An 18,000-nucleotide genomic window follows, 5' to 3' on the forward strand; every position below is an offset into this window, starting at 1 on the left:
GTCAGAACAAAGATTCTGGAATTACCATACCGCTTAGTCTATACTGCTCGGTATGCTCTCAGTTCTTCTTGTTTCCCCACGTCAGGGCGCCGCTGTTGCGGCCGCCGAGTATCGGGACGTGCTCAAGGCCACCGGGCTTGAGCCGGAGGAACTGACCCAGCGAATGCTCGACTCCGAGGATGCGGTGATCGGGGATCTCAGTGAGTTCGACGGAGTCATCGTCGGCGGCAGCTCCTTGAACGTCACCGACTTCGAATATGGCCCCTGGCAGCGTCAGGTCCATGAAGAACTCACCCGCCTCTCCGAGGCGTCCATCCCCACCCTGATGGTCTGCTATGGCGCCAGTTTCCTGACCTATGCCGGCGGCGGCCGGGTGGGGCGCAGCCACCCGGAAAGCAGCGGACCCACCATCGTCGAACTGACCGAGGCCGGCCGACGGGATCCGCTGAGCGCGAATCTTCCGGAGCGTTTCACCTCATTGACCGGGCACACCGAGAATATCGAGCGGCCGGGCCGGGGTGCAGTGGTATTGGCCACCGGCCCCAGTTGCCCGGTGCAGATGATACGCACCAATGAGTGGACCTGGGCCTGCCAGTTCCATGCTGACATGGACGCAGCTGCGATGAAGGATCGGATGGACTTCTACTTCGACTACGGTTACTTCTCCCCCGAGGACTATGCAGCCATTGTCGCCCACCTGCCCAGTGTGGACACCACCTGGTCCCGCCAGGTGCTGCGCAACTTCGTGACTTACTGCGCTGAACACAACAGCGCCACCCTCCAGCCACAACTGGAGAAGGCGCCCGTCGGTTAGTGCGGGGATCCCGCTCAGAATTCGCTGGGTGGGGTCTTCCCGTCCGTGAAAGCCAGCACCTTTTTCTCCGGCAGCTCTTCCCTGCCGACCATCTCCGTGATCACCTCGGCCACCAGGTAACGGGAGGTCTTCCGCTCCCAGGGGCTCTCATTCTCCGGATCGAGGAGGGTTCCTCCGCCGGGGGAATCATCCATGGTCAGCTGGCCAGGGGCCAGGATGAGGCCATCCAGGTCCTCGGCGGCCAGCAGCTCCCGGTCCACCTGCTTCTTGGACTCGGCATAGGCGTAGAAGCTGTCCTCCGGGTCGACCTGCAGGTTCAACGAGCCCAAAAAGGAAACCATCAGATAGCGCGGGACGTGCTCTCCGCGGGCCAAAAGGTTACGCATGGCCTCCAGCGAGGTGAGGGCGGCATCCCGGTCGACAGCGTAGGTTCCTTCGACACTGTCCCTGTCGCCATGCCCGGCGGCCCAGATCACCACATCATATTGGGTGAGCCTCTGCTCCCAGGTTTCCACCTCAAGGCCGATGATATCGCGGACCAGGGGGGTCGCACCGATGGCCTCGATATCAGAGACGTGGTTGGGGTTGCGGATCACGGAAGTGACATCATGACCCGCAGCAATCAGCTTCGGGGTCGCAATCAGGGCCACCCGGCCGTGTCCGCCGATGATCAGTACCTTCTTGCTCTTCTTGTCTGCCATGGCCCCACCTTAGTGAAGCTGCTGCAGCTTCGCAGGGACCTAACTCACTAACCCACCTAGGGGAGCGCTCAGACCACCTCTCCCAGGGCGCTGCCGGACACCCCGGAAAAGATTGCTGAAGTCAGGAGAGTACCCTGCTCAGAGGACCGATACCTCACCGTGTCCATTGATGAAGTCCAGGCGACCCCAGACCGGCAGATCCTCCCGGAAAGCCATCTCCACGAGCACCCGGGAGACCAGGCCACGGGAGGTGTCACCGGGTCGGACCCAGGGGTGAGGGGTCGCACTGGAGTCAATCAGACGGATGCCGGATCCATTTCCGTCAACGAGCCCACCGGGCCCGAGAAGGAGGGCATCTTCCAGTGCCCGGCGACAGAAATAATCCTCAACAGCCAACCGAGCCTTCAGCCATGGCTCCAGGCTCGGATCTGACCGGGCCTCCGCGGCGGTATGCGCGCGGGTGCTGAGCAGCAGCAGGCGGGGCGCATAGGGCGAGTTTGCGACGGCATCGATAAGCTGGATCGCAGCCTGCTGTTCCGCTTCCGCGGGCATCTTGCCCATTCCATCGACGGCCCAGATCACCAGATCCATCCCATCGAGCAGAGCTTGCCAGGTCTTCAGATCTGCGCGGGTGATGTCCTGGATCACGGGGGCTGCACCCAGCTCGATGATGGTGTCCACGTGACCCTTATCGTGGATCACGGAAGTGACCTCAAATCCGCCGAGCTGTAGTTTCGGGGTGGTCAGCTGGGCCACCGTCCCATTACCACCGAGGATCAGTGCTTGTTTCATCACAATTCCTGATGATACGGTCTCAACTCACTTCCCGCCCGATTCCTGCCACCCAGAAAATAGGGGGCCCTGCGCGAAACCATTGAACATGTTGCCCAGATCCGGGGTCCACTTCGGTCACCACTTCATCTTTCGCTCGGCGGGCCAGGGAGACCCGGGGTTCCGGAACGTGTCGGGAAGTTCGAGGGACGGGGCGTTTTTCCGGCATCCCCGCTGCACCTAAGGAGCGGGATCCCCCAGGAAAGAGCATTGTCTGTGTCCTTCCCGAACTTCAGCGGGCAAGAATTTTCCTGGGCAAAATAATCAGGGGGTGGGGGTGACCGGGGCACAATGTCCAGAAATGGTGTGATCAAACCCCCAGTCGGTTGAGCTTCCCCCCTCCAGGTAACATTGGCCACTATGAAAGCCATCATGACCGTGACCGGTATCGACCACACCGGAATCATTGCCGCAGTTGCCACCGCACTCGCTGAGCAGAACATCAACATCCACAATGTCCAGCAGTCCATCATGGATAATTTCTTCACCATGATCCTGCATATCGCGCTTCCCGAGGACTCGGTCATCGCCGGTGTCCAGGAAAAGATGGAGGCTGTGGAGAAGCAGGAGAACCTGGTCATCCGCATCCAGTCCGAGGAATTCTTCACCGCAGTCAACGAAATTTAAGGGTCGGAAATCAACATGGCATTCGATGACAAGGGCACGCAGATCCTCGACACAATCGAGATGATCGAGCGCTACCGCCTTGATATCCGCACCGTCACCATGGGCATCAGCCTGTTGGAGTGCACCCGCTCCACCATGGCCGAAACCTGTGAGGCCGTCTATGACCGCGTCTCCACCCAGGCCCGCCAGCTGGTGGAGGTCTGTGAGGGAATTGAACGGGAACTCGGCATCCCGATCGTGAACAAGCGCATCTCGGTCACCCCGATCGCACTGATCGCCGGTGGGCTTGACGGGGATCCGGTGGACCTGGCCAAGGCACTGGATCGCGCGGCCAAGGAGGTCGGCGTCAACTTCATCGGCGGTTACTCCGCACTCGTGGAGAAGGGCGGCACCACCGCCGAGAAGAAGCTGATCCGCTCCATCCCGCAGGCCCTGACCGAGACGGACGTGGTCTGTTCCTCGGTGAACATCGGTTCCTCCCGCGCCGGCATCAACATGAACGCCGTCGCCGAGATGGGCCGCGTGGTCAAGGAGGCCGCCGCACTGACCGCCGATCGCAGTGCCATCGCCTGCGCCAAGCTGGTGGTTTTCGCCAACTCCGTCGGTGACAACCCCTTCATGGCGGGTGCCTTCCACGGCATCGAAGAGCCGGACTGCGTGGTCAGCGTCGGTGTCTCCGGGCCTGGTGTGGTCTCCCGCGCACTCGCCAACATGGGCGGCGCCACCCTCAATGAGGTCGCCGAGGAAATCAAGAAAGCCGCCTTCAAGATCACCCGCGCCGGTCAGTTGGTGGGCAATCTCGCCGCGGAGCGCCTCGGTGTTCCCTTCGGCATCGTGGACCTCTCCCTGGCTCCCACCGCCGAGGTCGGTGACTCCGTGGCCAATATCCTGGAGGTCATGGGCCTGGACCAGGTGGGCACCCACGGCACCACCGCCGCACTGGCACTGCTTAACGACGCCGTGAAGAAGGGTGGCATGATGGCCTGCTCCCGCGTGGGTGGCCTCTCCGGCTCCTTCATCCCGATCTCCGAAGATAAGGGCATGATCGAGGCGGTCCGCGCCGGAACCATCTCCATAGACAAGCTTGAGGCCATGACCGCCATCTGTTCGGTCGGCCTGGACATGATCGCCATCCCGGGTGACACCTCCGCCGAGACCATCGCCGGCATGATCGCCGATGAGGCCGCCATCGGCGTGATGAACCATAAGACCACCGCGGTACGCGTCATCCCGGTGCCGGGAACCGTCCCGGGTGATGAGGTCAACTTCGGTGGCCTGCTGGGCTATGCCCCGGTCATCCCGGTCAACCAGGTGGGTAACTCCGCCTTCATCAACCGCGGCGGTTTCATCCCCTCCCCGGTCCACGGTTTCCGCAACTAATTATTGCCGGAACCCTCAAGAAGAAAGCCCGCGGGCTCCTCACCTCCCTGAAAGGAAGTGAGGAGCCCGCTACTTTCTTAAAAACTAGGACTGCTTGATCTGCGGCAGTTCCCGGGGAACCACCTTGCCCGCATCATTACGCGGCAGATGATCACACCAGACGATGTGATCGGGCACATTCTGCCAGGCCAGGTTATCCGCGGCCAGCTGACGGACCGCCTCATTGTCCAAGGAGCGGCCGGCTTCGGTGTCGTCCCGGACCACATAACAGTTCAGGTCGGCGATGATGTCATTCTGCACCCCCTTGACGAAGACATCGGCGATGCCTTCCTGCTTGACCAGAAATTCCTCGAGTTCCCGCGGGTAGACATTCTCGCCCCCCTTGATCACCATGTCATCGGCACGGCCGCGGACATGAAGATAACCCTGTTCATCGAAGAAGCCGAGATCACCGGTGGCCAACATGCCGCGGTAGGAGCGCACCTGGTCCTTCTCGGAGAGGTAGCCATGCATGGATTCAGAGTTGGCACTGTAGATCTCACCCACCTGCCCTGCTGGCACCTCATTGAGGTCCTCATCCAGGATGATGGTGCGCACACCGGTGGCGACGGTACCGGCACGGTCCGGATCCTCTGCCAGCTCCGCCCCGCTGGCGACAGCGATGGGGCCATGTTCGGTGGAGCCGTAGAAGTTGCACACCACCGGACCGAAACGAGCATTGAGGGTGCGCACCAGTGAGGGCGGGATGGCATTGCCGGAGGAGACTATGAACTCCATCGGCCCCACCTTGGGGGCGACCTTCGGATCAGCATTTTCCGCCTGCTCCAATTCAGCGATGAAATCTCGGAGGAACACCGCTGCGGAGACCACTCCGTTGATGCGGTACTCGATGCAGTCGGACACCGCCTGAACCGGGTCGAAGTTGCGTCGCAGCACCATAGTGGACTTGGTCAGCAGCGAAATATTGAGGTTCAGCCAGCCCCAGGCATGGAAGAGGGAGGCGCTGAGCTGGATAGTTCCCCCGAGCCGCCAGGGCACCTTCGGCAGAACCGCGCCGAGTACCTGCGGGGTCTTAGGCACGCCCCGGACCACGCCCTTCGGGGTGCCGGTGGTGCCGGAGGACATGATGATGGTGGGATGCTGGGTGGGGCGGAAGGGTAGCGGGATATTTGGATCAGTGGTGGCGATGACCTCCATGATCCCGGGATAGCGGGAGACATTCTCCGGCAGGGATTCCGGCTCCGGGTTATACCCGAGGATGACCTGGATTCCCTCGAGGTTCTCGATCTCACCGACATATTCCGCATCAGCCACCAGGGCCATGCCCTTATACTGCCTCAGGATGGCGCTGACCTGGTTTCCGGAGGAGTAGGGGTTCATGATCAGCGGGCTCGCACCCAGGTAGGCGCAGGCGATCAGTGCCAGCGGGCTGACCCGGCTGTTGCGGGCGAGCACACCGACGTTGTGGCCCGCACGCACTCCCCTGGCCTGCAGTCCGCGGGCCAGCGCCCGGGCACCGTCGCGAAGCTCGAGGTAGCTCATCTGGCCCATGTCGTCGATGATGGCGGGATGCTTCGGGCTGTGGCTGGCAGCAGCTTCCGCAAGGAAGGCGAAGGACATCCCCCATCGGGTGACTGACTGACCGAGGGTGGCCACACCACCGACCCCACGGAAGGCCAGCGCACCAGCGCCCGCCAGCGAGGGCACCGACTCAATGAACTGCCGGGCCAGTTCCATGGGGGGAATCTCCACATTGAGAGCGGAGCCGATGGGTTGATTTTTTGCCACGTTGGATGTTCCTCAGGTCTTGGTCAGTGCCCCGCGCTCGAGCAGGACGGGATGGATGAAAGAGAAGGCCGGATCCGGTGCGTTTCTCACTGGATCCGGCGGGGCGCCTCAGGCGCGGGCGATGATACCGCCAACCTCGGTCATACCGCGGGCGGTCATGTGGACGGGCAGGTTGGTCGACTCACCGAAGTCGAAGAGGGCACCGTACCAGCGCTGGCCGTCCCGGGCGCACATATCGTGCCCGCGGGAGGCGGCTCGGATGTCGACAAACTTGGTCCCGGTGCGCTGTGCCAGTCCGGACTGCATGGAATGGATGAGGTTCTCCGACTGCGCGACAATCGGCAGCGGCTCATAAGTGCGGATATTATTTCCCAGCTGCAGTAGGCACACCGCGGAACCGTTGGTGATGGAAGGGTAACCGACGATCTTGATCTCAGCATTGGGGGCGGCGGCCTTGATCCGGTCGACCTGGCCAGCGGCCACATTGATGTAGGTGTCCCGGATCCACTGCTCCGTGGCACCATTCATCAGCGGTCCGTAGGTGTCATTGAAGCCGAAGTTGACCAGCACCTCGCGGGTACCCCGATCAAGGTGACCATCCTGGATGGCCCAGTCAACCTGGGTGGACAATTGGTTGCCGCCGCTGAAGACGGAGGCACCGGTGCAGGAGTAGTCATGCGGGACCATCCCCTGCTGCCAGGCTGCATGCTTGGAAAAGCTGTTCGGGTCGGTAGGGCAATTGCGGCCGTCGCTGCTGCCCGAGGAGGACCCCAGGGCGCGACTGTTGAACCAGGAACCCATGTCCGGGTTGGACATCACGGAGTCGCCGAAGGCAACCAGAGAGTTCGGGGAAGCCGATGCCTGGGGTGCTGCCGCCACTCCCAGGGTTGCCATGACCGCGGCGAGAATTGACGCCAGAGTTTTCTTCTTCATATTTATTACCACCTTCAGGCTCTACTTCGGCTGGGCCCAAGAGTTCGTTACGGTTGGAAGAATAGCGCAGGATAGCTTCGGGAAACAAAAGTTATCCCGAGCCTCAGGAATCAACTTTCGTAACACCAGACCCAAAAGTACCAGTATTCTCCGCGCGGGCTGGGGACTCGCTGGATCAGACTTCAAAGAATGATAACAATAAGATCACGAAAGAGAGACGATGAAGCTTTTTCCCGCTCAGATCAGCCCGCCACAACACAGGCCATCTCCAGCAATTTCTCAGAGAAACAGACCCCACTCCCCCGTCTCGCGGATCGACGTTCGAAGCGACCCCCAGGAAGGGCCCGAACTGAAGGAGGTAGCACGGAAGCAGGCCTGCCCAGGAGGACGGAAGCGCCAGGTCAATACTGTGGAAGCCTCGCGGCCCTAGGACCGCATTCCCCGTAGATAGGCATCAGTGACCGCCAGCTGTACCACTCGTGCCACTGGCTTTCCCAGTCGAGCCCAGAACCAGGCAGGTTTGGAAAAGGCCACGCACCGGGCCCGAACCTCACCTGAGGGTTCCAAGGTGATCAGGAAGGCCTCTTCCCCATTTTCCACATGACCCGGCAGAGTTCCGTACATCAGCAGAGACTGCTCCGCCCCGCGCTCCTCAACCAAAATCAGACAGGGAGAAAGGGTGGGCCCGAACTTCAGCTCCACCACTTGACCAGAACGCTGCACCTTCACCCCTGCGTGGGCATGTGCCCGCCAGTCGAAGAGGCGCTGTGAGGCCTGCTCGAAACAGTTCCGGCCCCGACCCAGCACGAGGGAACGGTCGGTGATCTGCCATCCCTCAAGTCCCAGCTCCACAGGGTCTATCCCAGCCGCTAATTTCAGACTCGCCCCACGTAAGAAGGTCGGGTAGGTCAGCGTGCTCATGCTGCTGAGCCTAGGCCAACTCGACGATTTCCATGTACTCGTCACTCCACAGATCCTCGGTGCCGTCAGGCAACACGATGACCCGCTCCGGCTCCAGTGCCTTGACGGCACCCGGGTCGTGGGTGACCAGGACGACCGCGCCGGTGTAGGTTCGGATGGCATCCAGCACCTGTTCACGGGACTGCGGATCCAGGTTGTTGGTGGGCTCATCAAGCAGCAGAACGTTTGCCCGGGATGAGACCAGGCCAGCCAGCGCCAGGCGGGTCTTTTCACCACCGGAGAGGGTGCCGGCAGGCTGCTGCAGTTGATCGCCGCTGAACATGAAGGCACCGAGCACGCCCCGCAGATCCTGTTCCACCGCATCCGGACAGGCGTCGAGGGTGTTCTGCCAGACCGACTTATCCGGATCGATGGTGTCATGCTCCTGGGCGAAATAACCCACCTTCAGGCCATAACCGGAGACGATGCCACCCTCTCCGTCGGTGCGTTCCACACCGGCCAGCAGCTTGAGCAGGGTGGTTTTACCGGCGCCGTTGAAACCCAGCACCACCACCCGGGATCCCTTGTCAATGGCCAGGTCCACACCCGCGAAGACCTCCAGGGAACCGTACATCTTGGTCAGCCCCTTGGCGTTCATGGGGGTCTTGCCGCAGGGTGCGGGCTCCGGGAAGGAGATGCTGGCGACCCGGTCAGACACCCGGATCTCATCGAGGGAGTTGACCATCTTGTCGGCACGAGCCAGCATCTGCTTGGCTGCGGCAGCCTTCGTGGCCTTGGCACCCAGCTTCGCGGCCTGCACCTTCAGTGCACCGGCCTTCTTCTCGGCGTTGGCGCGCTCCCGACGACGACGGGCCTCATCGGTGGCACGGGCGTCCTTGTACTTGGTAAAGCCCATGTTGTAGACATCAGCCTCACTGCGGACTGCATCCAGGTACCAGATCTTGTTGCAGACCGCGTCCAGCAGTTCGACGTCGTGGGAGATCATGATCAGCCCACCCTCGTGCTTGGAGAGGAACCCTCGCAGCCAGGAAATAGAGTCGGCATCCAGGTGGTTAGTGGGCTCATCCAACAACAGGGTGGTGGCGGACTTTCCGGAGCCGTTGGTGGCGGCGAAGAGGATCTGTGCCAGCTCTACACGGCGACGCTGGCCACCCGAGAGGGTGTTGAGCTTCTGATCCAGAATCCGGGCGGGCAGGCCCAGGTTATCGCAGATCTGGGCGGCCTCGGAGTCAGCCTCATACCCGCCGAGGGAAGCGTATTGTTCCTCGAAGCGGGAATACTTGCCGATCGCCGCATCGCGCTTGCGATCATCGAGGGTCGTCTCCATGATCTCCTGCTGCCGCTCCATCGCGGAACGGATCTGATCCAGTCCACGGGCGGAGAGCACACGGTCCCGAGCGGTCTGCTCGATATTGCCCTCCCGGGAGTCCTGGGGCAGGTAGCCGATATCACCGGCGGTGGTGACCTTACCGCCGTAGGGCTGGGTCTCTCCCGCCAGGATGCGCATGGTGGTGGTCTTGCCGGCACCGTTACGGCCGACGAGTCCGACACGGTCACCCGGTTGGACCCGCAGGAGCTGCCCGGGGGCATTGAGCAGGGTTCGGGCGCCAGCGCGCACTTCAAGGTCGTTGGTGACAATCACAGCAGGCCAGTGTATCAATTCAACTGCTGAAAGCTAAACGGGAGAATAAGCGAGCCCCAGATCACATTGAAGGCAGAAGGTTTTCCAGGTGGACACTCCCCCACCAGTACCGAAATCAGAGAGCGCTCACCCCCTGTTTTCTGTGCCGCGCAGGTTCATTGGCGGCTTTTCCACAGCTTCGAATGATGGCTTTGAAGGATCGACATTCAGGTACGGGAATTGAAAAACGGTGACCTGTCAGCGTCCCCGGGGGCAGCTTTCCGGCGGCATGATGATTCGTGGCCTCCGCTCCAGCGTGAGGCCATATGTCCTGGTTGGGTTCGGGAAATATTTAACCCTACGAGGATGCTCAGTATCCCTGCACCAGTGCCTCAATTCAGGGATATCAGACACTTTCACCAGGATTTTCTCTACGCTGAGAAGCTAAAAGTCCTTAGTGTTTTCCCGCGGGCTCCGAGTCCCCGAGTCCCACCCCCTTAGTCAAGAGCAAGGATCATCAAACTACGGGTATGACTTCTCAGATTCCTGGACATGCAGGTGTCATCGGGGTCAGAAAATGATCGAGACGGAGTGTACGCGGTTCGAGGCATAGGTGAGCTCGCATGAACGACCCCGCCCCGATGATGTGGCATCGCATCATGAGCGCAGCCTGGCGAATTACGCTCGTCATCGCCGTCCTCTGGGGCTGCCTCGCAGGCAGCGCCGACTTCCTGCCCACAGAGTTCTCCTCCGAGCCGGGGCCCTGTTGGCCCGAATCGGTGCGGGAGCGGCAATGGGCGCTGTGATGCTCGGGCTCATTGCTCTCCTCATCAGAAAAGCCGACCCCCGTCAGATGCCCGATGCGGGGATCACGAAAATGCGCGCGGACTGGCACCTCGCACCAAGGGGTGCCGCGCTCTGGTTCATTCCGGCTCGCTCACCTTCGCTGTTCTCGCGCTCCTGGGGACACCGTTGACCCTCACTGTCTCCGTCGGAGAGTTGGTCAGAACTGCTCTGCTGCTGTTTGTTGCCGTCCTGGTCACTGAGGCAATTCCTGAAGAGGCAGTTTTCCGGGGTTATGTCACCACCGCGCTGTCCGCCGTGCAGAGTCGCTGGTGGGTCATCACCAACCAAGCGCTGCTGTTTACCGTCTTCGCCGGCATGCTCCACCAGGACTGGAATCTCCTGGATCTCTCACTCTTCCTGAGGATGGGCATCGGTTTCGGATATCTGCGACTGATCACCGGTTCCATCTGGATGTCCCTTGGTTTCCATGTCCCGTTCCAGACCGGGGCCCAGCTCGTCCTCACCCATGAGGCGGTCGTCTTCGCAGGTGGATCCGGAGTGGCGATGCTCTCCCTCGGTGTCATCCCCTTCACCCTCGCCGGAATTCTGATCACCACCCGATGTCCGCGAAAGCGAGAGGAGACATGATTTGGAGCCGAAGGTGGCCCATGCGTGGAGTGGTCAGGATTTCAGGGGTGAAGGCTTAAAGTTTTTCATCTCTCGATGATCGCTGCGTGACGGCGTTTCACAGTTGCGGTGGCAGTAGGTACGAAGATTTTTCTCTCATCACCGCTCAGCGCGGTGAGCATTCTGGGATTCGGCGAGATCAGCGCCGGAACCTCGCCAGGCGGGGCAAACACAAGCACCCCCAGGGATCGATCCCACCAACTTTGGCGGGATCCCCTGGGGGTGTGCTTCTTGCTGCGGGAGTTAGACCGCGAAGCCGAGGGCGCGGAGCTGTTCGCGACCCTCCTCGGTGATCATGTGCGGACCCCAGGCGGGGATCCACACCCAGTTGATGGTGAGGCTGTCGGCGACCTTGTTACCGACAATGGCTGAGGTGGACTGGTCCTCAATGACATCGGTCAGCGGACAGGCGGGAGAAGTCAGGGTCATGTCCATCATGGCATCCCGCTCCCCCTCGATCCAGATGTCGTAGACCAGGCCGAGATCGACGACGTTGATGCCCAGCTCAGGGTCGATGACATCGCGCATGTACTCCTCGACGTCAGCGGCCATCGCGATCTGTGCTTCGGTCTGCGGCGGGCGGGCCTGCTGCTTCTCGAAGGTCGAGGAGGACTCGCGCTCCTCGGTGGACGGGGTGTCCTGTTGGGTGGTGTCTTGCTCGCTCATAGCTTCTCCAATGCATCTGCGGTTGCGGCCTGGAAGGCCTTCCAGCCGAGCAGGGCGCACTTGACTCGGGCGGGGTACTTGGACACGCCGGAGAAGGCGACGCCATCTCCGATCATTTCGATGTCACCCTCCTTCTTGCCCCGGGAGGTGATCATCTCCTCGAAAGCCGTCAGTTTCGCCATTGCCTCTTCCACCGGTTTGCCGATAATTTCCTCGGCCATCACGGAGGTTGAGGCCTGGCTGATGGAGCAGCCTTCGGCATCATAGGAGACGTCTTCGACGGTCTTGCCGTCCGCGGAGAGGTGAACCCTCAGTGTGATCTCATCGCCGCAGGAGGGGTTGACATGGTGCACCTCGGCCTCATAAGGATCCCGGAGACCGGCGTGCATCGGGTGTTTGTAGTGGTCCAGGATCACTTCCTGGTACATGGATTCGAGGTTCACTAGCTCACTCCGAAGAATTCCTTGGCCGCGATGATCGCATCGACCAGGATGTCGACCTCTTCGCGGGTGTTGTACAGGTAGAAGGAGGCGCGTGCGGTGGACTGGATGTCCATGCAGCGGTGCAGCGGCCAGGCGCAGTGATGACCCACGCGGATGGACACGCCACGGTCATCGAGGACCTGCCCCAGGTCATGGGGGTGGATGCCATCGACTACGAAGCTGAAGGCACCCCCACGCAGGTGGGTGTCCAGCGGACCGATGATCCGCAGTCCCTCGATCTCGGCGAGCTTCGGGAGTGCATAAGCCACCAGGTCCTGCTCGTGGGCGTGGATATTTTCCATCCCCACCTCACGGAGGAAGTCCACTGCAGCGGACAGTCCAACGACCTGGCTGGTCATCTGGGTGCCGGCTTCAAAACGCTGCGGCGGGGCAGCGTAGGTGGAGCCGTCCATGGACACAACCTCGATCATGGAACCACCGGTGAGGAAAGGGGGCAGCTTCGCCAGGTGTTCCGCCTTGCCGTAGAAGGCACCGACCCCGGAGGGACCGAGCATCTTGTGTCCGGAGAAGGCAGAGAAGTCCACATCAAGCTCATGGAAGTTAACCGGCATATGCGGCACCGACTGGCAGGCATCCAGCACGGTCAGCGCACCGACCGCCTTGGCGCGGGACACCAACTCCTGGACCTCAGCCACCGCACCAGTCACATTCGACTGGTGGGTGAAGGCCACGACCTTGACGGTCTCATCGAGTTCCAGGGAATCAAGATCGATGCGCCCATCCTCCGTCAGTGAGTACCACTTGAGGGTGGCACCGGTGCGGCGGCACAGCTCCTGCCAGGGAACCAGGTTCGCATGGTGCTCCAACTCGGTGACGACGACCGTGTCGCCCTCCTTGACCTGTAACTCCCCTGCCCGATCATCACCCAGCACGTAGGCGATGAGGTTCAGTCCCTCGGTGGCGTTCTTGGTGAAGGCGATCTCATCGGTGTCAGCGCCGACGAAAGCGGCGATATTATCGCGCGCCGACTCATAGGCGTCGGTTGCCTCCTCCGCGAGCTGATAGGCGCCACGGTGGACTGGGGCGTTGGTGTGGAGCACAAACTGCTCCTCAGCACGCCACACCCGCTCCGGGCGCTGGGAAGTCGCACCGGAATCCAGGTAGACCAGCGGCTTCTCATCTCGCACGGTGCGTGAGAGGATGGGAAATTCCGCCCGGATGGCCTGGACGTTGAGGGTTCCGTCAGGGTTGGTGAAGGTCATCATCGACCTCACAGGAACTGATCGTAGCCGTCGGCCTCGAGCTTGTCGGCGAGCTCAGCGCCACCGGAGGTGACAATGCGGCCGTCGGCGAACACGTGGACGAAGTCCGGCTGGACGTAGTTGAGGATGCGCTTGTAGTGGGTGATCAGGAGGATGCCGCCATTGGTCTCCGCCTGGTAGTTGTTGATGCCCTCAGAGACGATGCGCAGTGCATCCACATCGAGACCGGAGTCGGTCTCATCCATGACAGCGAACTTCGGCTTCAGGACACCGAGCTGGAGCACCTCATGGCGCTTCTTCTCGCCACCGGAGAAGCCTTCGTTCACGGAACGCTCACCGAAGGAGGGGTCGATGGCCAGCTCCTCGCGTGCCTCACGGACCTCCTTGACCCAGTCGCGCAACTTCGGAGCCTCGCCGCGGACGGCAGTGGCTGCGGAGCGCAGGAAGTTCGACATGGAGACACCCGGGATCTCGGTCGGGTACTGCATGGCCAGGAACATGCCGGCACGGGCACGCTCGTCGACGCCCATCTCCAGGATGTTTTCGCCGTCGAGAAGCACCTCGCCACCGGTGACTTCATAGCGGGGGTGGCCTGCGATGACGTAGGCCAGGGTGGACTTGCCGGAACCGTTCGGGCCCATGATGGCGTGGACCTCGCCGGCCTTGATGGTGAGGTTGACGCCCTTCAGGATCTCCTTGGGTGCGGCGCTTTCATCGCTCGGCAGGACCTGGGCGGAGAGGTTCTTGATTTCAAGGGTGCTCATTGATGCTCTTTCAGTGCTAGATCGGGGGATGAGCTGGGCCGGGGTGCAGGTGAACCCGGCCAACTCAAGGGGGTGCTCAACGAAATGGGTGCTTAAGCGGTGACGGACTCAAGCTCGGCGGTGACGCGGTTCTCTAATTCTTCCCGGATGGACTCAACCGGGATCTGGTTGATCACCTCGGAGAAGAAGCCACGGACGATGAGACGACGGGCCTCTCCCTCCGGAATTCCGCGGGCCATGAGGTAGAAGAGGTGCTCGTCATCGAAACGGCCGACGGTGGCGGCGTGGCCGGCACCGGCGATCTCACCGGTCTCGATCTCGAGGTTGGGCACGGAGTCGGCGCGGGCGCCCTCACTCAGCACCAGGTTGCGGTTGACCTCATAAGTGTCGGTTCCCTCAGCCGCCGCGCGGATGAGCACATCGCCGACCCAGGCGATACGGGCTTCGGGGCGGTCACTGTCCGGGTCAGCCTGCAGGGCACCCTTGTACATGACGTTGGAGCGGCAGTTCGGGACAGCGTGGTCGACCAGCAGACGCTGCTCAAAGTACTGGCCATCATCGGCGAAGTAGACACCGAGCAGCTCGGCGTCGGCACCCGGGGCGGTGAACTTCACCCGCGGGGTGATGCGCACGATCTCGCCACCGAAGTTGGCCAGGTTGTGGCGCAGGACTGAGTCCCGGCCCAGCTGTGCCAGGTGACCGGAGAGGTGCACTGCATCGGCGTTCCAGTCCGTGTCAACGACAACGTTGAGGCGGGCGTTGTCGCCGATCAGGAACTCCAGGTTGTCGGCGTGGGTGCCGGAACCCTGGTAGCGGATGACGACGGTTGCCTGAGCACCCTGCTCCACCTCGACCACGGTGGCACCGAAGGAGGTGACATCATCGCCGCGGCCGGTGATGGTGACCACCACGGGCTCAGCATTGAGGGAGTTACGCTCAAACTTGATCAGCTGGGCGGACTCCATGGAGGTCCAGGCCTGTGCGCCGACCCGGTCGATGGGGGCACCGGCGCGGCCGAGACGCTGATCGCTCTTGGCGAGGGTCTCGGTGCTGACACCGGTGGCGTTAGCGGGCAGCTCAACAGTGATGTCCTGGTCCACCGCGGTGGCGAACTCACCATTGTGCAGGCCGCGGAGGCGACGGAGGGCGACGAAACGCCAGACCTCATCACGACCCTTCGGAATATCGAAATCCTCGACATCAAAGGAGGAGAAGATATCCCCCTTCGTGTTGTGCGGAGCCGCGTTCTTGACGGTTGCTACTTCAGTCATTGGGCTTAGCCCACCGATCCTTCCATCTGCAGTTCAATCAGTCGGTTGAGCTCGAGCGCGTACTCCATCGGCAGTTCCTTGGCGATGGGCTCAACGAAGCCACGGACGATCATCGCCATGGCCTCTTCCTCAGCCAGGCCGCGGCTCATCAGGTAGAAGAGCTGCTCCTCAGAGACCCTGGAAACAGTGGCCTCGTGACCGAGGGTGACGTGATCGTTGCGGATGTCGTTGTAGGGGTAGGTGTCCGAGCGGGAAATATTGTCCACCAGGAGGGCGTCACACTCCACATTGGAGTAGGAGTGGTGCGCGTTGGCGTTGATCTGGACTAGGCCACGGTAGGCGGAGCGTCCGCCCCCGCGGGCGACCGACTTCGAGACGATGTTGGAAGAGGTGTACGGGGCCATGTGGATCATCTTGGCACCGGTGTCCTGGAACTGACCTTCGCCAGCGAAGGCCAAAGAGAGGACCTCACCCTTGGCGTGGGGGCCAGTCATCCAGACAGCCGGGTACTTCATGGTGACCTTGGAGCCGATGTTGCCGTCAACCCACTCCATGGTGCCACCCTCTTCAACCTTGGTGCGCTTGGTCACCAGGTTGTAGACGTTGTTGGACCAGTTCTGGATGGTGGTGTAGCGGCAGCGGCCGCCCTTCTTCACGATGATCTCGACGACTGCGGAGTGCAGGGAGTCGGACTTGTAGATCGGGGCGGTACAACCCTCGACGTAGTGGACGTAGGCATCCTCGTCCACGATGATCAGGGTGCGCTCAAACTGGCCCATGTTCTCGGTATTGATGCGGAAGTAGGCCTGCAGCGGGATGTCCACGTGGACACCCTTGGGCACGTAGATGAAGGAGCCACCGGACCAGGTCGCGGCGTTGAGCGCGGAGAACTTGTTGTCGCCGGCGGGAATGACGGTTCCGAAGTACTCCCGGAAGATCTCCTCGTGCTCCCTGAGGGCGGTGTCGGTGTCGACGAAGATGACACCCTTCTCCTCCAGGTCCTCACGGATCTGGTGGTAGACGACCTCAGACTCGTACTGTGCTGCGACACCGGCCACCAGGCGCTGCTTCTCAGCCTCCGGGATGCCCAGTCGGTCGTAGGTGTTCTTGATGTCCTCGGGCAGTTCCTCCCAGGAGGTGGCCTGCTTCTCGGTGGAGCGGACAAAGTACTTGATGTTGTCGAAGTCGATGCCGGAGAGGTCTGCACCCCAGGTGGGCATGGGCTTCTTGTCGAAGATATTCAGGGCCTTGAGACGCTGCTCGAGCATCCACTCCGGCTCATCCTTCTTCGCGGAGATATCGGCGACCACTTCAGCGCTCAAGCCGCGTCGTGCGGAGGCGCCTGCGGCGTCTTCGTCATGCCAGCCGAAGTTGTACGGGCCGATTGAATCGATGATCTCGTCATCACTCTTCGGAGTGTTGACACCGGGGTTCTGAGTTTGGGTCATTGTCCGCTCCTCTCATCAGGAGTGTTGTTAATGGGGGTCAAGGGAATATTCGTCGTGCAGATGCCGTGTCCCTCAGCAATGGAAGCCAGCTGTTGGACATGAACTCCCACCAGGTCGGAGATTGCCTCATGCTCCGCCTCGCAGATCTGCGGGAATTCAGCGGCGACGTTCGAGATCGGGCAGTGGTGCTGACAGATCTGAACTCCGCTTCCGGCGTTGGTGACGGTGGCAGCGTAACCGTGCTCACCGAATACCTCCGCGAGGGCCCGGGCTGTGGCCTCCACGGATTCTTCACCGTCATCGGCGGGGGCGATACCCTCGACGATGTCGGCGATGCGCTTCCTGGCAAATTCTTTCACAGCCGCTTCCCCACCGATATCACGTAGTGCGGTCAAGGCGAGAAGTGCCAGGTTGTCATAGTCATGGCCGAAATGTGCCCGACCGGAGTCGGTCAGCCGAAACTCTTTCGCGGGCCGCCCCCGCGAGGGGGTCGCCCCGGAACGTGAACGGCTGGGGCGGACAACCGCTTCAGCCAGTCCCTCGTTCACCAGAATGTCCAGGTGTCTACGAACACCTGCGGCAGAGATGCCGAGACGATCGCCAAGCTGGGAGGCGGTGGAGGGTCCCTGCTGCAGCAGGTGAAGCATGATCTGATTGCGGGTCTCGCCCTCAGTGGAGCGCGTTTCGGTGACCCGATTGTCGTTCTTGTTCCGCTGATTTAGCTCAGTCATTTTTTGCTTCACCTCCTGCGGATTTCTCCGGGCCGCCTGGACCCATCTGTTTTGGCTCTCATCATTAGACAACACTAGTGTTCCCTAATTCTATTCCCGTGTCCAACGTGCCACCTCTGGGAAGCGTCTCACCCGGCAGGTAATCGATGACCTGCATCACCATGAAAGTAATTCATGGCTGGAGTCACTGGATTAAGTGGTCTTCATGGGGGTTTTGACATATTTCCCCACCTGAGCCGGCCACCCTGGCTTGGGGGTACTCCCCCCTGATAGGGCACCCGTTCCTCCCAGAGGGCGGGAATTAAACTTCCGGGATGTCATCGGTG

18 protein-coding genes are annotated in these 18,000 nt (G+C 61.5%); 5 read left to right on the top strand and 13 right to left on the bottom strand.

Annotated elements, in window-relative coordinates:
* Nucleotides 1-52: 52 nt before the first annotated feature.
* Nucleotides 53-814, top strand: a complete 762-nt coding sequence (locus tag COCCU_RS07525; protein WP_156230940.1) for a glutamine amidotransferase — start codon at nt 53-55, stop codon at nt 812-814.
* Between the two features lie 14 nt (nt 815-828).
* Here the strand turns inward: COCCU_RS07525 and COCCU_RS07530 are convergent, their stop codons facing one another.
* Together COCCU_RS07530 and COCCU_RS07535 are read right to left on the bottom strand one after the other, a co-directional pair.
* Nucleotides 829-1,515, bottom strand: coding sequence for an NAD(P)-binding oxidoreductase (locus COCCU_RS07530; RefSeq protein WP_156230941.1), 687 nt, complete (start codon nt 1,513-1,515; stop codon nt 829-831).
* A gap of 138 nt (nt 1,516-1,653) precedes the next feature.
* Nucleotides 1,654-2,307, bottom strand: a complete 654-nt coding sequence (locus tag COCCU_RS07535; RefSeq protein ID WP_156230942.1) for an NAD(P)H-binding protein — start codon at nt 2,305-2,307, stop codon at nt 1,654-1,656.
* Between the two features lie 399 nt (nt 2,308-2,706).
* On the opposite strand from COCCU_RS07535, the gene COCCU_RS07540 reads away from it, so the two are divergent.
* Both COCCU_RS07540 and COCCU_RS07545 read left to right on the top strand, forming a co-directional pair.
* Nucleotides 2,707-2,973: an ACT domain-containing protein gene (locus COCCU_RS07540; RefSeq protein WP_156230943.1), complete on the top strand. Its 267-nt coding sequence runs from the start codon at nt 2,707-2,709 to the stop codon at nt 2,971-2,973.
* A 15-nt stretch (nt 2,974-2,988) separates the two neighbouring features.
* Nucleotides 2,989-4,353, top strand: coding sequence for a PFL family protein (locus tag COCCU_RS07545; protein WP_156230944.1), 1,365 nt, complete (start codon nt 2,989-2,991; stop codon nt 4,351-4,353).
* 84 nt (nt 4,354-4,437) lie between these two features.
* Here COCCU_RS07545 and COCCU_RS07550 read toward each other — a convergent pair whose 3' ends face one another.
* The 4 genes from COCCU_RS07550 to COCCU_RS07565 all read right to left on the bottom strand — a co-directional run bounded on the left by COCCU_RS07550 (nt 4,438) and on the right by COCCU_RS07565 (nt 9,637).
* The gene (locus COCCU_RS07550) at nt 4,438-6,141 is read right to left on the bottom strand and encodes an AMP-binding protein (protein ID WP_156230945.1); all 1,704 of its coding nucleotides are present in this window, start codon (nt 6,139-6,141) and stop codon (nt 4,438-4,440) included.
* Nucleotides 6,142-6,249: 108 nt separating this feature from the next.
* Nucleotides 6,250-7,074, bottom strand: a complete 825-nt coding sequence (locus COCCU_RS07555) for a GDSL-type esterase/lipase family protein (RefSeq protein ID WP_156230946.1) — start codon at nt 7,072-7,074, stop codon at nt 6,250-6,252.
* A gap of 426 nt (nt 7,075-7,500) precedes the next feature.
* Entirely contained in the window at nt 7,501-7,995 is a 495-nt protein-coding gene (locus COCCU_RS07560; RefSeq protein ID WP_156230947.1) for a DUF1990 domain-containing protein, read from the bottom strand.
* A 10-nt stretch (nt 7,996-8,005) separates the two neighbouring features.
* Nucleotides 8,006-9,637 (bottom strand): ABC-F family ATP-binding cassette domain-containing protein, encoded by a 1,632-nt coding sequence (locus COCCU_RS07565; protein ID WP_156230948.1) that lies wholly within the window; start codon nt 9,635-9,637, stop codon nt 8,006-8,008.
* 602 nt (nt 9,638-10,239) lie between these two features.
* On the opposite strand from COCCU_RS07565, the gene COCCU_RS07570 reads away from it, so the two are divergent.
* Together COCCU_RS07570 and COCCU_RS07575 are read left to right on the top strand one after the other, a co-directional pair.
* The gene (locus COCCU_RS07570) at nt 10,240-10,422 is read left to right on the top strand and encodes a hypothetical protein (RefSeq protein WP_156230949.1); all 183 of its coding nucleotides are present in this window, start codon (nt 10,240-10,242) and stop codon (nt 10,420-10,422) included.
* A 166-nt stretch (nt 10,423-10,588) separates the two neighbouring features.
* The gene (locus COCCU_RS07575; protein ID WP_197088311.1) at nt 10,589-11,050 is read left to right on the top strand and encodes a CPBP family intramembrane glutamic endopeptidase; all 462 of its coding nucleotides are present in this window, start codon (nt 10,589-10,591) and stop codon (nt 11,048-11,050) included.
* Nucleotides 11,051-11,332: 282 nt separating this feature from the next.
* Here COCCU_RS07575 and COCCU_RS07580 read toward each other — a convergent pair whose 3' ends face one another.
* The 7 genes from COCCU_RS07580 to COCCU_RS07610 form a co-directional block, all read right to left on the bottom strand.
* Complete coding sequence (locus tag COCCU_RS07580) at nt 11,333-11,755, bottom strand: metal-sulfur cluster assembly factor (protein WP_156230951.1); 423 nt, start codon at nt 11,753-11,755, stop codon at nt 11,333-11,335.
* Complete coding sequence (gene sufU / locus COCCU_RS07585) at nt 11,752-12,198, bottom strand: Fe-S cluster assembly sulfur transfer protein SufU (protein ID WP_156230952.1); 447 nt, start codon at nt 12,196-12,198, stop codon at nt 11,752-11,754. Before sufU ends, COCCU_RS07580 begins: the two co-directional genes overlap by 4 nt.
* Complete coding sequence (locus tag COCCU_RS07590) at nt 12,198-13,463, bottom strand: cysteine desulfurase (protein ID WP_156230953.1); 1,266 nt, start codon at nt 13,461-13,463, stop codon at nt 12,198-12,200. The genes sufU and COCCU_RS07590 overlap by 1 nt, the downstream gene beginning before the upstream one ends.
* 5 nt (nt 13,464-13,468) lie before the next feature.
* Nucleotides 13,469-14,224 carry a Fe-S cluster assembly ATPase SufC gene (gene sufC, locus COCCU_RS07595; protein ID WP_156230954.1) on the bottom strand — a complete coding sequence of 252 codons (756 nt, stop codon included), beginning with the start codon at nt 14,222-14,224 and terminating at the stop codon, nt 13,469-13,471.
* A gap of 92 nt (nt 14,225-14,316) precedes the next feature.
* On the bottom strand, nt 14,317-15,495 hold the full coding sequence (gene sufD / locus COCCU_RS07600; protein ID WP_156230955.1) for a Fe-S cluster assembly protein SufD: 1,179 nt from the start codon (nt 15,493-15,495) through the stop codon (nt 14,317-14,319).
* Nucleotides 15,496-15,500: 5 nt separating this feature from the next.
* Nucleotides 15,501-16,943 (bottom strand): Fe-S cluster assembly protein SufB, encoded by a 1,443-nt coding sequence (gene sufB, locus COCCU_RS07605; protein WP_156230956.1) that lies wholly within the window; start codon nt 16,941-16,943, stop codon nt 15,501-15,503.
* Nucleotides 16,940-17,674 carry a helix-turn-helix transcriptional regulator gene (locus COCCU_RS07610; protein ID WP_156230957.1) on the bottom strand — a complete coding sequence of 245 codons (735 nt, stop codon included), beginning with the start codon at nt 17,672-17,674 and terminating at the stop codon, nt 16,940-16,942. Before COCCU_RS07610 ends, sufB begins: the two co-directional genes overlap by 4 nt.
* Between the last annotated feature and the right edge of the window lie 326 nt (nt 17,675-18,000).

Origin of the sequence: Corynebacterium occultum (assembly GCF_009734425.1) — a bacterium.
Lineage (GTDB): Bacteria > Actinomycetota > Actinomycetes > Mycobacteriales > Mycobacteriaceae > Corynebacterium > Corynebacterium occultum.

What these genes read in the sequence shown, in the direction of transcription:
- COCCU_RS07525 (WP_156230940.1), top strand. Translation starts at nt 53, where the DNA reads ATGCTCTCAGTTCTTCTTGTTTCCCCACGTCAGGGCGCCGCTGTTGCG.
- COCCU_RS07530 (WP_156230941.1), bottom strand. Translation starts at nt 1,515, where the DNA reads ATGGCAGACAAGAAGAGCAAGAAGGTACTGATCATCGGCGGACACGGC.
- COCCU_RS07535 (WP_156230942.1), bottom strand. Translation starts at nt 2,307, where the DNA reads ATGAAACAAGCACTGATCCTCGGTGGTAATGGGACGGTGGCCCAGCTG.
- COCCU_RS07540 (WP_156230943.1), top strand. Translation starts at nt 2,707, where the DNA reads ATGAAAGCCATCATGACCGTGACCGGTATCGACCACACCGGAATCATT.
- COCCU_RS07545 (WP_156230944.1), top strand. Translation starts at nt 2,989, where the DNA reads ATGGCATTCGATGACAAGGGCACGCAGATCCTCGACACAATCGAGATG.
- COCCU_RS07555 (WP_156230946.1), bottom strand. Translation starts at nt 7,074, where the DNA reads ATGAAGAAGAAAACTCTGGCGTCAATTCTCGCCGCGGTCATGGCAACC.
- COCCU_RS07560 (WP_156230947.1), bottom strand. Translation starts at nt 7,995, where the DNA reads ATGAGCACGCTGACCTACCCGACCTTCTTACGTGGGGCGAGTCTGAAA.
- COCCU_RS07570 (WP_156230949.1), top strand. Translation starts at nt 10,240, where the DNA reads ATGAACGACCCCGCCCCGATGATGTGGCATCGCATCATGAGCGCAGCC.
- COCCU_RS07580 (WP_156230951.1), bottom strand. Translation starts at nt 11,755, where the DNA reads ATGAGCGAGCAAGACACCACCCAACAGGACACCCCGTCCACCGAGGAG.
- COCCU_RS07590 (WP_156230953.1), bottom strand. Translation starts at nt 13,463, where the DNA reads ATGATGACCTTCACCAACCCTGACGGAACCCTCAACGTCCAGGCCATC.
- sufC (WP_156230954.1), bottom strand. Translation starts at nt 14,224, where the DNA reads ATGAGCACCCTTGAAATCAAGAACCTCTCCGCCCAGGTCCTGCCGAGC.
- sufD (WP_156230955.1), bottom strand. Translation starts at nt 15,495, where the DNA reads ATGACTGAAGTAGCAACCGTCAAGAACGCGGCTCCGCACAACACGAAG.
- sufB (WP_156230956.1), bottom strand. Translation starts at nt 16,943, where the DNA reads ATGACCCAAACTCAGAACCCCGGTGTCAACACTCCGAAGAGTGATGAC.
- COCCU_RS07610 (WP_156230957.1), bottom strand. Translation starts at nt 17,674, where the DNA reads ATGACTGAGCTAAATCAGCGGAACAAGAACGACAATCGGGTCACCGAA.